Consider the following 13,330-nt stretch of genomic DNA (forward strand, 5'->3'; position numbering starts at 1 on the left):
CACGCCGGTGCACAAATACCGGAGTACATCCGTATGTCCCAGCCAATCACGCCAAACGGTATTTGGCGTGGAACGTCTTGCCTTACAGTCCCATTCGTCAACACCGTCGCACTTCCACCCGCATCGGACGATCTTCGCGTGGCGGCTCAAGGGGCGTGGCAGACACCCCCAGGGGAGGGCTCAGCGCGATGGCGGTCCGGTGCGGTGCGCGGTTGGGGGGGTCCCGTGCGCTCTGTCCCGGCTTGCCTGCTGCTGGCCGACGACCGGAGCACGAGCCGCGCGTCCGGCACCGCACATGCCAGTTCACCCTGCTCCCACGGCGGATCCCGCCGTGCCGAACGGGGTGTGAACCCCCCTGTCGACCCGGATATCGAGCACGGACCGCCCGGGGGCGGGCGGTCCACCGGACGAGAGGGAAATCCACCCATGAGCTCGTTCCTTCGCCCGGCCGATGCGGATGAACCGCCGCTGACGCTGCTGCCGGACCAGTCCTCCTACCGTCCCGTCTCCTCGCACCTGGCCATCGCTCCGCCGGTCAGCGTCGTCATTCCGGCGATGAACGAGGCCGAGAACCTCCCGTACGTCTTCAAGACCCTCCCCGACTGGATCCACGAGGTGATCCTGGTCGACGGGAACTCCACCGACGACACCGTCCGCGTCGCCCGTGAGCTGCGGCCGGACGTCACGGTCGTGACGCAGCGCGGCAGAGGCAAGGGCGACGCGCTGATCAGCGGCTTCGCGGCCTGCACCGGCAAGATCATCGTGATGGTCGACGCGGACGGGTCGGCGGACGGCGGTGAGATCGTCAGCTACGTCTCGGCGCTGGTCTCCGGGGCCGACTTCGCCAAGGGCTCACGGTTCGCCAACGGCGGCGGCACGGACGACATGACGCTGATCCGCAAGCTCGGCAACCGGGTGCTGACCGCCCTGGTCAACGCCAAGTTCGGCGCCCGCTACACGGACCTGTGCTACGGCTACAACGCCTTCTGGCGGCACTGCCTGGACGAAATCGCCCTGGACTGCGCCGGGTTCGAGGTGGAGACGCTGATGAACATCCGGGTGGTGAAGGCCGGACTGCGGGTGCAGGAGATCCCCAGTCACGAGTACAACCGCATCCACGGCGTCAGCAACCTCCGGGCGGTGCGCGACGGGCTGCGGGTGCTGAAGGTGGTGCTCCGCGAGCGGGGCACCCGCAAGCGGATCGCCCGGCCCGCGCTGATCACCGGGGACGCACGATGAACTCCCCGAGACCGGCGGTCGGGCCGGCGCTGCGGATCTCCGTCGTGATCTGCGTCCACACCGAGGACCGGTGGGACGACATCCTGGCCGCGGTGGCGTCCGTACGCGAGCAGTCCCATCCCGCCCACGAGCTGCTGCTGGTGGTGGACCACCACCGGCGGCTGCTCGGCCGCCTCAGAGAGCACTTCTCCGGGGGCGTACCCCCGAACGGAGCAACGCCAACTCCCCTGCGGATCATGGCCAATTCGGGCTCCCGCGGACTCTCGGCCGGCCGTAACACCGGTATCGCCGCGGCCGACGGCGAGGTCATCGCGTTCCTCGACGACGACGCGGTGGCCGAGCGGGACTGGCTGCGCCACTTCGCCGCGGCGTACGCCGATCCGGCGGTGATGGCGGTCGGCGGGCGCACCGAACCGGCCTGGGCGTCCGGGCGTCGACCGGTGTGGTTCCCCGAGGAGTTCGACTGGGTGGTGGGCTGCACCTACCGCGGCCTGCCGCCGGGGAGGGCGCGGGTGCGCAACGTCCTGGGTGGCAACGCCTCCTTCCGCAGGGTGGCGTTCGACCTGGTCGGCGGATTCACGACCGGCATCGGCCGGGACGGTGACCGGCGCCCGCTGGGCGGTGAGGAGACCGAGCTGTGCATCCGCATCAGCCGCGGGATGCCGGATGCGGTGTTGCTGATCGACGACCGCTCGGTGATCCACCACCGGGTGCCGGCCGCCCGCCAGAGCTTCGGCTACTTCCGCCGCCGGGCGTACGCGGAGGGCCTGTCCAAGGCGCTGGTGGCGCGCAGTGTCGGCGCCCGGGACGGGTTGGCGTCCGAGCGGCGCTACACCACCCGGGTGCTGCCCGCGGGTGTGCTGCGCGGCGTCCGGGACGCGCTGTTGGGGCGGCCGGGCGGGGCCGGCCGGGCGGGGGCCATCGTGGTCGGTGTGGCCGCCGCGGCGGGCGGATATCTGTGGGGCACGCTGCGGCCGGCGCCGGCCGTCCCGCGCACCGGGCCGCCGCCGGTGGGCACACCGTACGAGAGGGAGGCGGCGTGACCGGCCGCCTGCCGGCGGTCCCCATCCTGATGTACCACGCGGTGACCGTCGCCCCGACACCCGCGGTGGTGGACCTGTCCGTCACCCCGGCCGCCTTCGCCGAGCAGCTCGCCGTGCTGGCCGACCGCGGCTTCACCCCGCTGACCGCCGCCGACCTCGCCACGGCCTGGCGGCAGGGCCGACCGCTGCCCGACCGTCCGGTGCTGATCACCTTCGACGACGGCTACGAAGGCGTCTACCGCCACGCCCTGCCCGCCCTCGCCCGGCACGGCTTCCCGGCCACCCTCTTCGTCTCCACGGGCTGGCTGCGCGGCCCCTACGACACCGGGGGCGCGCTGGACACCCCGCTCGACTGGGACCAGGTGCGGAAGCTGGCCGGGGCCGGGGTGGAGATCGGCGGGCACAGCCACACCCACGCCCGGCTGGACGACCTCGACGACGACCGGCTGCGGCACGAGCTGCTGCGCTGCAAGGAGATCATCGCCGATGAGGTCGGGACGGCGCCGGAGTCCTTCGCCTACCCCTACGGTCACTCCAGCCGCCGGGTGCGGCGGGCGGTGCGCGGGCTGGGCTTCCGGCAGGCGCTCGCGGTGGGCAATACCCTGGCGGCCCGCCGCCAGGGCCCGTACGCGCTGGCCCGGCTGACGGTGCGACACCGCACGGGCACCGAGGAGTTCGCCCGGATGGTGGAGGGCCGCGGTCTGGTCCGCGCCTTCGCCCGGGACCGGGTGCTCACCAAGGGGTACGCGGTGGTCCGCAGATCGCGACAGGCGGTCCGGCTGTGCACGCCGGGCCCCTGAAGGAGGAGCAGCAGAGCCGGTGTCCGAGACGACCACCAAGCCCGGGGAGCGCACGGAGCCGGCGCGCCCGGACGCCCGGGGCCAGGGCAGTCCGCTGTTCCGCAACGCCTATGCGCTGATGCTCAACACCGGTGTGTCCGGGCTGCTCGGTCTGGGGTTCTGGCTGGTCGCGGCCCGTTACTACACCGAGTCCGCGGTCGGTCAGGGGTCGGCCGCGATCGCCGCGATGAAGCTGCTCGCGGGCCTGACGGCGGTGACGCTGACCGGCGCGCTGTCCCGCTTCATCCCGGTGGCCGGCCACACCACCGGCCAACTGGTCCGGCGCACGTACGCGGGCAGCTCCCTGGTCGTGGCGCTCGCCGCCGGCGCCTTCCTCCTCACCCTCGACCTGTGGGGCCCCTCCTACCGCTTTCTGCGCGGCCCCTGGGGCGGCCTCGGCTTCCTCCTCGCCGTCGTCGCCTGGTCGTTGCTCACCCTCCAGGACGGCGTCCTGACCGGGCTGCGCAGCGCGCTGTGGGTGCCCGTCGGCAACCTCGCCTTCTCCACGGTCAAGCTCGGGCTGCTGGTGCTGTTCGCCGCCGCGCTGCCCACCGCCGGCGTCTTCGTCTCCTGGGTGGCCGCCATCGCCGTCTCGGTGCTCCCCCTGGGCCTCCTGGTCTTCCGCCGGCTGATCCCCCGTCACGTCCACCGCACGCAGCGCACCGCCCGCCCGCCGTCGCTGCGCCAGATGGGCCGCTTCGTCGCCGGCGACTCCACCGGGTCCCTCTTCTCGCTCGCCGTGGTCTACCTGGTGCCCGTCCTGGTCGCGTCGCAGGTCAGCGCGGCGGACAACGCGTACTTCTACATCGCCACCACCATCGGCGGCACGGTCAACCTGCTCGCCCTCAACATGGGCTCGTCGCTGACCGTCGAGGGGGCCCACGACCCGGCGCGGCTGGCCCAGCACACCCGGGCCGCGCTCCGCCGGATGGCCCGCATCATGTTCCCGGTCTGCCTGGCCCTGTTCGTCCTCGCGCCGTACCTCCTGGCGATCTTCGGGCCCGGCTATGCGGAGGCGGCCACCCCGCTGCTGCGCTGGCTGGCGGTCGGGGCCGCGCTGCGCGTGGTGATGGAGGTGCACTTCGCGGTCCTGCGCGCCCAGAGCCGCACCTCCGGACTCGCCGCCCTACAGGGCCTGTTGTGCGTGCTGGTCCTGGGGCTGACGCTGGTGCTGCTGCCGCGGATGGGTTTGCCGGGTGCCGGCGTCGCCGAGATCTGTAGCCTGGTGGTGATCGTCGCCTTCGCCGGCCGGCGGCTGCGGCGGGTGCTGCGCGGCGACGTGGTGACCGCCCCGCTGACCCGGGCCCCGGTGGGCGGGCTGGCCCCCGACGGCGACCTGGCGGACCTCGCGGTGTACGGGGACCTCGGTGACGGCGCCCGCCCTCATGACGTGGAGCGCCGAGCCGACGTCCCGCCGCCGGCCAGCACTCCGCACCGCCCCCGCGCGGGAGGGGCCGGGCCGGAGGACGACGTCCGCAGGGCCGGCAGCGCCCTGGACGGCCGCACGCCCGCCGCGGGCGCACCGGCGAAGGGCCGGCGGGGCGGCCGGGCCGGCGCCGGCGGGCGGGCGCGCCACCTCGTCGGATGGGTCTTCCTGGCCGCCGGGTCGACCCTCTTCTGGCTCCCCCTGCGCGGGCTGGGCGACGCCGCCCTGGACCGGATGACCGGCCTGGGGCTGATCTCGGTACTGCCGGCCGCCACGCTGGCCGGCGCCGCCCTGCTCGTGGCCGCGTTCGCCTGGGGGCTGTCGCTGCCGGCGCCGCGGCGGGCGCTGCTCGCCGCCGTGCTCCTGCTGACCGTGGTGGCGCTGCACGCGCTGCCGGCCGTCCTGGAGACCGAGCCCCGCTTCCCCACCGCCTGGCAGCACCTGGGCTTCCTCGACTACCTCGGCAGGACCGGTACCGCCGTCCCGGACCTGGACGCCCGCTGGAGCTGGCCCGGCTTCTTCGCCGGGGTGCAGTTCGTCGCCGGGGCCTGCGGGGTCACCGACGTCACCGGGGTGCTGCGCTGGTGGCCGACGGCCGTCCAACTGCTCTGTCTGGCGCCGTTGTTCCTGCTGCTGAAGGCGGTGCGGGCGGGCTGGCGGGCGAAGTGGTGCGCGGCCTGGCTGTTCACGCTGTGCGGCTGGGTCGGCCAGGACTACTTCTCGCCGCAGGGGTTCACCTACCTCCTCTACCTCGCCTTCGTGGCGATCCTGCTGGTCTGGTTCCGCGCGCCGCACCCGGTCCCGCCCGGCCGCCGGCAGCCGGGCGAGGCCGCCGCGCACCCCGCGGGCCGCGCCCAGCTGACGGTGCTGCTCGCCACCCTCATCGCGCTCTTCGCGGCGTCGGTGGCGGGCCACCAGCTCACCCCGTTCGTGATGCTCGGCGTGCTCACCGCCTTGGTGCTGGCCCGCCGGTCGACCCTCTACGGGCTGCCCCTGCTGTGCGGGGTGCTGGTCGCGGCCTGGGTGGGGTTCCTCGCCGAGCCGTACTGGTCGGGGCACTTCGACGAGCTGTTCGGTGGGCTCGGCGGCATCGGCGGCAACGTCTCCTCGTCCGTGACCGACCGGATCGGCGGCGGCGACCCGACCCACCAGCTGGTCCTGTACACCCGGGTGGCGCTGGCCGGCGGGGTGGTGGCACTGGCCGGTTGGGGCGCACTGCGGCGCCGCGCCGCCGGCTTCACCGAGCGCTCCCTGTTGACCCTCACCTTCGTGCCCTTCCTGGCGTTCGGGATGCAGTCCTACGGCGGTGAGATGGCGCTGCGGGTCTTCCTGTTCGCGCTCCCCGGCGCCTGTGTGCTGGCCGCCCTGGCACTCTTCCCGCGCGGTGCCGGAGCGGCCCGCCGCGGTGGCGCCGGTGCCCGCTGTGCTCCGGCCGGTCCCCGCCGCGGCCTCGGCCCGCTCGCGGCGCTGCTGACGGGTCTGCTGCTGGCGCTCGGCTTCCTCGTCGCCCGCTGGGGCAACGAGCCGTTCGAACGCGTCCGGCCGGGCGAGGTGGCCGCGATGGACTTCGTCTACGCGCACGACCGGCCCACGGTGCGGCTGCTGTGGCTGAGCCACGACCCGGTGGGCAGCGTCACTCCGGCGATGCCCTGGGGCGCCAAGGACATGGAGCGGGTGGAGTACACACCGACCCTGGCGCCCCGTGATCCGGCCCGCATCGGCCCGGTCGTCAGCGCGCTGCGGGCGGCCGGCCCGCAGTCGTACCTCATCGTCAACCACGCCCAGGCGGAGTCGCTGCGGCTGGACTCCGGCTACCCCGCGGGCTGGGAGCGGCGGCTGCGCGCCGCCCTGGACCGGCGCCCCGAGCTGCGGCGGGTGCTGTCGAACACGCACGCCGCGGTCTACGAGCTGGCGCAGCGCCCGGCGGGGACGGTACCCGCGCCCCGGCCCGGCCCACCCGGCCCGAAGGTGACCTGGACGCCGTGGACGGTGCTCGGTGCGCTCGCCCTGCTGGTCCTGCTCGCGGTGCTGGTGGCCCGGGAGGTGGTCCGGGTCGCGGCGCCGCCGGGCGCGCGTCAACGGCACTGGATGCAGGGCCTGTTCTGGTTCGCGCTGCCGCTGCTGCTGGTGTTCCTGGCGTCGCTGGTGCAGCGGTTCGCGACGATGTCATGAACCGCCGTCGGCGCTGCCCCCCGTCAGTGCGTGCCCGATGTGGTCGCCGAGCCGGGGCAGCCAGTCGGGCCGTGCGTTGCCGAGGAGGTGATCACCGTGCGGGACGGAGAGGTAGGTGCCGTGCGGCGCCCGACGGGCCAGCGGCTCGCCGTTCGTCACGCCGGGAATGACGTCCTGGCCTCCGTCCACGACCAGCAGCGGGGCCGCGATGCGGGGGGCCAGGGCGGAGAGGTCCACCTGGCCGGCGAACGCGCGGGCCGCCTCGGCCCCGCCGGTGCGTCGGGCCATGATGTCCCGCACCGGCGCGGGCAGTTGCTCCCAGTCGAGGCGGAAGGGACCGCTGACGGTCGCGACCGCCGCCACCCGCGGCTCCAGCGCCGCGGTCCGGGCCGCGAAGTAGCCGCCGAGGCTGAGGCCGACGAGCCCGATGCGTGCGACGCCGAGGGCGTCGACGACCCGGCCCACGACCCGCTCGTAGTCCGGCCCGAGGGTCGTCGTGGCCGCGAGCACGCCCTGCCCGGGGCCGTCCATCGCGAACACGGCGAGCCCCCTGGCCAGCAGCGCGGACACCACATCGAGGAACTCCTCCTTGGCCGAGTCCAGGCCGGGGACGACGACCACGGTGCCGGGTGCGTCGGCGGGGCCGCGCAGCCAGCCGGTGAATCCCTCGCCGCTCACCCGCCGGGCACCGGACTCCAGCACCGTGAGCGCTCTGCTCAGCGCGCGGTCCGCCGCGGCCGCGGCACGGCCGGCCTCCGGGTACGGCGCGAGCGTGGCGAGGTGGAACCACCGGGCCGCCATCAGCAGGTGCTCGCCCGCCGAGGCCGGCGTTGCGGCGCTCTCCGCGCGCTCCAGGTGGGCGTGTCCGGTGCGCAGGAAGGACGGTCCCCAGTCGGCGACGGAGGCGAGGCCCTCGGTGACGCGCCGGTACTCGTGGGGGTCGACCCCCGCACCGGTGGCGCGTGTCCACTGGGCGGCGGCGAACTCAGGGGCGCTCATCGTGCTCATCGTGCTCCTCCCGTCAGCAGGACGGCCTTGCCGCGTATCCGGCGCGCTCGCAGGTCGACCAGGGTGTCGGCGGTCTCCGCCCAGTCGGCGATCCGGCCGATCTCCGGATGCAGCCGGTCCCGTTCCACCAGGCGCACCAGTGCCGCGAGGTCGGCGCCGTACGGGGCGCCGGCGTAGTGGAAGTGCTGGATCGTGACCCGCTCGGGCCCGCCCAGCAGTTGGAAGAAGTCCAGGGTCACCGGGGTGCGGCTGGCCTGGCCGAACCAGACGAGCGTGCCGCCCGGGCGCACCTTCGCGAGGGCGACCGGCAGATCCGGCCCGCCGGTGGACTCCAGCACGACGTCGAACGGCCCTTCCGCCGCCGCGACGTCGTGCACCACCTCCGCGCCCAGCTCCGCGAGCCGCTCGCCGCGCACCGGCGTGGCCGTCACCGCGGTCAGTTCGGCCCCGGCCCCGACGGCCAGCTCGGTGACGTAGTGGCCGACGCCGCCGGAGGCGCCGGTCAGCAGCACCCGTCGGCCGGCCAGGGAGCCGGCCGTGCGCAGCAGTCGCAGGGCGGTGATCCCGGCCAGCGGCAGGGCTGCCGCCCGGGCGCTGTCGATTCCGTCCGGGAGCACGGCGAGCGAGTGTGTGGGCACGGCGGCGTACTCGGCCCAGCCGCCCTGCGCCGGGTGCCCGACCACGCGGGTGCCGAGGCCGGGGCCCGAGCCGTCCGCGGCGGCCTGTACGACGAGGCCGGCGATGTCCTTGCCGGGCAGCAGCCCCGGCCGGGGGTGTTCGAGGAGGAACGTCTCGCCCCGGTTCGGTGCGAACGCCTCGACCTTGATCAGTGCCTCGTCGGGCTCCGGGACGGGCTGGGGGACCTCGGCGAAGACGACCGGACGCGCCGCTTCCCCCGTGGGAATCAGTCTGTGCATGTCGAGCATGCAACCCCCGCGGCCGCCCCGGCATCCAACAACGCACCGGCGCCACCGACAACCGTTGGTTGTCACCCATGGTGGGAGCGGTGGATCTCGACGTGGCGCAGGTACGTGCCGTCGTGCGCGCCGCCGAGGAACTGCGCGGTTTGCTCGGCCGAGCAAGAACCTCCTTGCTCGGCTGAGCAAACCGCGCTACCGTCTTGCTCATGCAAGCAAGGAATAGCTCGGCCAAGCAAAACTCGGGACGCAAGACCGGGGCCTCCTTCACGGAGACCGGCCGCCGCACCCAGATCGTCGCCGCGGCGATCGACGTCATCGCCGAGATCGGGTACCACCGGGCGTCGTTCGCGAAGATCGCGGAGCGCGCCGGGCTGAGCAGCACGGGGATGATCTCCTACCACTTCGACGGGCGGGACGACCTGATGCGCGAGGTCGTCACCGAGGTGATGCAACTCGCGGACGGATACCTCCGCCCCCGCATCGAGGCCCACGAGAGCTACGCCGCCCGCCTGCGGGCCTCCATCGAGGGCAACCTCGACCTGTTCGCCGAGTACCCGAACCACCTCGCGGCGATCGTCGAGATCCTCTCCAACCTCCGCGGCGGCGACCCCGGCATGGTCGCCTTCCTCGACACGACGGAGGCGAACCTCGTCATCCAGGCGGAGCAGCTCCGCAAGGCGCAGCGCGCGGGCGAGTTCTGCGTCTTCGACCCGTGGGTGATGATGCGCGCGATCCGCGCCGCCATCGACGACGTGGTGCGCCGCGCCACCCACGATCCCGATCTCGATGTACGGGCCGCCGGCCGGGAGTTGGCGGACCTGTTCGACCGCGCCACCAGGAGGGCGTCATGACCACAGCGGACACGGGGACACACACCATGGCAACGCAGCGGGCACCACAGACCGACGCCGACCGGGCCGCCGCGGCGAACGCCCGACGCCGCACGGTGGCACTGCGCCAGCGGCTCGCCGCGCAGCTGTTCTTCGAGCTCGCCCTCCCGCTCGGCTCCTACTACGGGCTGCGCGCGGTCGGCCTCGACCAGTGGCTCGCGATGGCCGTCGGCGGCGTGCTGCTGCTGCCGTGGATCATCTACGGCATCGTGCGGCAGCGCCGCGTGGAGGCGATGGCGGTCTTCACGCTGAGCCTGGTGGTGATCGGAACGGTGCTGACCCTGATCACCGGCAGCCCGCGGGTGCTGATGATCCGGGACAGCTGGGTGACCGCCGCGATCGGCTTCTGGGTGCTCGGCACGCTGCTCACCCGGCGTCCGTTCATCATGACGGCCTCGCGCGGCATCGTCATCGCCAAGGTCGGCGAGGTCGGACTGGTCGAATGGGAGGCGCGGTGGGACACCGAGCCGATGTTCCGTCACCACCTGCGGCTGGTCACCGCGGTGTGGGGCGCGGTCTTCCTGCTCGACGCGGTACTGCGGGTGGTGCTGGCGTACACGATCCCGGTGGACGCCTTCCCGCTCACCAGCACCGTGCTCTGGCTGGTCATGCTCGGCGGGCTGCTGACGTGGCACAACTGGTACCTCACCCGGCACGGCATGAAGCTGTAGGGGGAGCCATGGACACCGACATCGAGGTGCTGATCGCGGGGGCGGGCCCGACCGGCCTGCTGCTCGCCAACGAGTTGGGCCTGGCCGGGGTGCGGGCGGCCGTCGTGGAGCGGCTGCCCCACCGGACCGGCCAGTCCAAGGCCCTCAACCTCCAGCCGCGCACCGCCGAGGTGCTGGACTGCCGAGGCTGGCTGGAGCCGGTCATGGACCGGTCGCTGGCCCTCCTCCCCGCCGGCCACTTCGCCGGGCTGCCGCTCGACTACGGCGCGCTGGACACCGCGTTCCCGCACCAGGTCGGCATCCCACAGGCCAGGGTCGAGGAGTTCCTGGAGGACCACCTCGCCGAGTACGGCGTCCCGGTGCTGCGGGGCCGGGAGCTGACGTCGTTCCGGCAGGACGCGGACGGCGTCACCGCCACCCTCCGCGGGCCCGACGGCGCCGAGTGCACCGTCCGGGCCGGATACCTGGTCGGCGCGGACGGCGGGCGCAGCACGGTGCGCCGCGTCCTGGGCGTGCCCTTCCCGGGGCGGGACGGCCGGGTCGGCATGGCCGTCGCCGACATCGAACTCGCCCCCGCGGAGACCGGATCCGGCGCCCCCGGCGATTCCTGGCGCCTCCCCGACCTCAGCCCGGACCCCTCGGGTCTCGCCTTCCTGCTCCCGCTCGGCGACGGCGTGCACCGGCTGATCTTCGGCGGCCCCGCACAGCAGGATGCCGACCGGGACGCCCCGGTCACCGCGGACGAGGTGCGCGCGGCGCTCGCCCTCAGCCCCGGCCCGCCGCGCGAACTGCGCGCCGTCCGCTGGGCGTCCCGCTTCACCGACGCCTCCCGGCAGGCCGAGCGGTACGCCGACGGCCGGGTGCTGCTGGCCGGTGACGCCGCCCACATCCACGCCCCCGCCGGCGGCCAGGGCCTCAACCTCGGCATGCAGGACGCGTTCAACCTGGGCTGGAAGCTGGCCGCCGTGATCCGCGACCGGGCCCCGGACGAGCTGCTGGCCACCTACCACGCCGAGCGGCACCCGGTCGGCGCCCGGGTGCTGGCCAACACCCGCGCCCAGACGGTGCTGACGCTCCCCGACCCGGACGCCGTGGTGGTGCGCGAGCTGCTCGCCGACCTGCTCACCGCGCCGGAGACCAACCTCCGCATCGCCGCCATGATCGCCGGCACGGACATCCGCTACCCGATGCCCGGCGCGCCGGATCACCCGCTGCTGGGGGCGCGGGCGCCCGGCGTCCGGCTGCCGTACGGTCGCGGAGCCCTGCTGGCCGACGCCGCGTCAGCGGTCGCCGCCGCGGCCGACGGTTGGGTGGGCCGGGTCGACCGCGTCGGCCGTCCGGACCACGGGCCCGCGGCCGACGGCGGCGAGGCGTTGCTGGTCCGTCCGGACGGGTACGTCTGCTGGGCCGGCCGGGATGACGACGCGGACGGCCTGCGCGCCGCCCTCGCCCGTTGGTTCGGTGCGCCGCGAGCCGCCGGCGTACCGGGCGGCGGACCGAGCAGCGCCGTCGACGTGGTGGGCTGACCGGCCGGGAGCGCCCGCTCGGGGGACGGGTTCCCGGACGGGTCCCGACCGCCTGCGCGCGGCGTGGGCGGCGACAGCGGGGCCCCGGCCACGGTCGGGGCCCCGCTGTCGCGACCTCAGGGGCGGTCGATCCAGCGCACCTGGTAGCCGTCGAGGGCGATGTCCTGCCCGTCCACCGTCGCCGTGTCGGGCCGGGCCGAGGTGTTCACCAGCAGCGCGGTGTGCTCACCGGCCAGCCCCAGCACCTGCGCACGCCCGGTGGCGAGCTCCCGCGGCGGCCGGGCCCCCGGCGGGAACGCGGCGGAGAACCGGGACAGCAGCTGCATCATCGGCAACTCCCGTCCGCCGTCGTCGCGTTCGGTGCTGCTCCACAGGCACCCGGGACAGCCGCCGCCCCCGCCGTCCCCTCCCCCGCCCTCGTCCTCCGGGTTCCAGTAGAACCCGCCGGCGGCGCCGCCCGCCGCCATCTCGACCAGCGCGGTGGCCTGGGCGGCGATCCGCCGGCGTTCGCTCCAGACCTTCGCCCGGTCGCCCCCACCGCCGGCCGCGATCTCGACGTACCACTCCGACCACCACAGCGGCAGCCCGGTCCGCGCGCGCAGCCACCGCCCCACGTCGGCGAACTTCCGGGCCGCGGTGAACGGATCCGGTGCGTACCGGCCGTCCTTGCTGTAGCTGGAGCCGTCGACGGTCACGAAGTCCGCGCCCGCCCTGTGCGCGTTCCAGTACCCGAAGGCGTCGAGAGTGCGCTGGTCGATGCTGCCCCACGGTCCCTTGACGTCGGACGCATGGGTGTCGTCACCCGGCACGAAGCTGTCCATCACGAGATAGGGCCCGCCCACCTGGTTCTCCGCGTTCACCTTCTTCAGCTCCCGGTACACCAGGTTGTACATCCGGGTGTACCCCTCGTAGTCCCAGCGCCCCTTCCGGTCGTCGAAGAAGCCCTTGAACTCGTTCCAGACGACGAAGTGCCGGACGTCCGGGTAGCGTTGGGCGACCTTTCCGGCGAGGGCGGCGAAGTCCGCGTAGTGCGCCGGCTCGGGGGCCTTCTCCAGCGCGTCCCAGTCGGTCTGTCCCGCCGTTCCGCCCTTCATCCAGTCGGGCGCGCAGCACAGGGTCAGCACGGGTGTGCCGCCGGTGCGCCGGATCAGCGCGACCCGGCGGTCCAGGTCGGTGAAGTCGTAGCGGCCCGGGCTCGGTTCGGGGTTCCCGGCGCCCCAGCCCATGAGGTGTTGGTTCTGCGGCATCGGGTGGGCCGACAGCAGCCGGGAGACCCGGTCCGTCGCCGCATCGGTGCCGTGGTCGGCGCTGAACTGCGTATGGGTGAACCCCCAGCCCACCACGGGCCCGGCCGTCCGCGGCCGGGAGGGCCCCTTCGCGTCCCGGTCCGGCGCGCCCGCGGGGGAGCACCTGACCAGCATGACCAGCAGCATCGCCAGGACGACCACCGCGGCCGCGATCGCCGAGGCCGGACCCGGACGTTTTCCACCACGACGTAGCACAAAAGGAGGTTAGCGAGCCGACCGCCCGGTACACCCGGCTTTCGGGTTATCGGTCCCGGTCGTGCGACGGGAGGGCCCGGGGCGGTCCGGGGCG

The 13,330-nt window shown here is 74.2% G+C and carries 10 protein-coding genes; 7 read left to right on the forward strand and 3 right to left on the reverse strand.

Going from position 1 to position 13,330, the window contains the following annotated elements; all coding sequences use genetic code 11:
* The first annotated feature begins 426 nt into the window (after nt 1–426).
* The 4 genes from AB0C96_RS24680 to pelG all read left to right on the forward strand — a co-directional run bounded on the left by AB0C96_RS24680 (nt 427) and on the right by pelG (nt 6,719).
* Nucleotides 427–1,239, forward strand: a complete 813-nt coding sequence (locus AB0C96_RS24680) for a glycosyltransferase family 2 protein (RefSeq protein ID WP_362919903.1) — start codon at nt 427–429, stop codon at nt 1,237–1,239.
* Nucleotides 1,236–2,282 carry a glycosyltransferase family 2 protein gene (locus tag AB0C96_RS24685; RefSeq protein WP_362919904.1) on the forward strand — a complete coding sequence of 349 codons (1,047 nt, stop codon included), beginning with the start codon at nt 1,236–1,238 and terminating at the stop codon, nt 2,280–2,282. The genes AB0C96_RS24680 and AB0C96_RS24685 overlap by 4 nt, the downstream gene beginning before the upstream one ends.
* A 29-nt stretch (nt 2,283–2,311) precedes the next feature.
* Nucleotides 2,312–3,082: a polysaccharide deacetylase family protein gene (locus AB0C96_RS24690; RefSeq protein ID WP_362919984.1), complete on the forward strand. Its 771-nt coding sequence runs from the start codon at nt 2,312–2,314 to the stop codon at nt 3,080–3,082.
* 118 nt (nt 3,083–3,200) lie between these two features.
* Nucleotides 3,201–6,719, forward strand: coding sequence for an exopolysaccharide Pel transporter PelG (pelG, locus tag AB0C96_RS24695; protein ID WP_362919986.1), 3,519 nt, complete (start codon nt 3,201–3,203; stop codon nt 6,717–6,719).
* On the opposite strand, the gene AB0C96_RS24700 is transcribed toward pelG, so the two are convergent.
* A complete protein-coding gene (locus AB0C96_RS24700) occupies nt 6,714–7,718 on the reverse strand; it encodes an alpha/beta fold hydrolase (RefSeq protein ID WP_362919905.1) in 1,005 nt (334 codons plus the stop codon). The two genes, pelG and AB0C96_RS24700, sit on opposite strands and share 6 nt — an antisense overlap.
* Before the next feature lie 5 nt (nt 7,719–7,723).
* Nucleotides 7,724–8,644, reverse strand: a complete 921-nt coding sequence (locus AB0C96_RS24705) for a zinc-binding dehydrogenase (RefSeq protein WP_362919906.1) — start codon at nt 8,642–8,644, stop codon at nt 7,724–7,726.
* A gap of 209 nt (nt 8,645–8,853) precedes the next feature.
* Between AB0C96_RS24705 and AB0C96_RS24710 the strand changes: the two genes are divergently transcribed.
* From AB0C96_RS24710 to AB0C96_RS24720, 3 genes are read left to right on the forward strand one after another with little or no spacing between them, the layout of a single operon-like run.
* Nucleotides 8,854–9,498 (forward strand): TetR/AcrR family transcriptional regulator, encoded by a 645-nt coding sequence (locus AB0C96_RS24710; RefSeq protein ID WP_362919907.1) that lies wholly within the window; start codon nt 8,854–8,856, stop codon nt 9,496–9,498.
* A complete protein-coding gene (locus AB0C96_RS24715) occupies nt 9,495–10,208 on the forward strand; it encodes a VC0807 family protein (RefSeq protein WP_362919908.1) in 714 nt (237 codons plus the stop codon). The genes AB0C96_RS24710 and AB0C96_RS24715 overlap by 4 nt, the downstream gene beginning before the upstream one ends.
* 8 nt (nt 10,209–10,216) lie before the next feature.
* Entirely contained in the window at nt 10,217–11,734 is a 1,518-nt protein-coding gene (locus AB0C96_RS24720) for an FAD-dependent monooxygenase (RefSeq protein ID WP_362919909.1), read from the forward strand.
* Nucleotides 11,735–11,850: 116 nt separating this feature from the next.
* On the opposite strand, the gene AB0C96_RS24725 is transcribed toward AB0C96_RS24720, so the two are convergent.
* A complete protein-coding gene (locus AB0C96_RS24725) occupies nt 11,851–13,236 on the reverse strand; it encodes a xylan 1,4-beta-xylosidase (RefSeq protein WP_362919910.1) in 1,386 nt (461 codons plus the stop codon).
* Between the last annotated feature and the right edge of the window lie 94 nt (nt 13,237–13,330).

Source organism: Streptomyces sp. NPDC048506 (assembly GCF_040651315.1).
In the GTDB taxonomy this organism is placed as follows: Bacteria; Actinomycetota; Actinomycetes; order Streptomycetales; family Streptomycetaceae; genus Streptomyces.

Bases quoted from the DNA above. Each gene is read 5' to 3' on its own strand.
- AB0C96_RS24680 (WP_362919903.1), top strand. From the start codon at position 427: ATGAGCTCGTTCCTTCGCCCGGCCGATGCGGATGAACCGCCGCTGACG.
- AB0C96_RS24685 (WP_362919904.1), top strand. From the start codon at position 1,236: ATGAACTCCCCGAGACCGGCGGTCGGGCCGGCGCTGCGGATCTCCGTC.
- AB0C96_RS24690 (WP_362919984.1), top strand. From the start codon at position 2,312: ATGTACCACGCGGTGACCGTCGCCCCGACACCCGCGGTGGTGGACCTG.
- pelG (WP_362919986.1), top strand. From the start codon at position 3,201: ATGCTCAACACCGGTGTGTCCGGGCTGCTCGGTCTGGGGTTCTGGCTG.
- AB0C96_RS24700 (WP_362919905.1), bottom strand. From the start codon at position 7,718: ATGAGCGCCCCTGAGTTCGCCGCCGCCCAGTGGACACGCGCCACCGGT.
- AB0C96_RS24705 (WP_362919906.1), bottom strand. From the start codon at position 8,644: ATGCACAGACTGATTCCCACGGGGGAAGCGGCGCGTCCGGTCGTCTTC.
- AB0C96_RS24710 (WP_362919907.1), top strand. From the start codon at position 8,854: ATGCAAGCAAGGAATAGCTCGGCCAAGCAAAACTCGGGACGCAAGACC.
- AB0C96_RS24715 (WP_362919908.1), top strand. From the start codon at position 9,495: ATGACCACAGCGGACACGGGGACACACACCATGGCAACGCAGCGGGCA.
- AB0C96_RS24720 (WP_362919909.1), top strand. From the start codon at position 10,217: ATGGACACCGACATCGAGGTGCTGATCGCGGGGGCGGGCCCGACCGGC.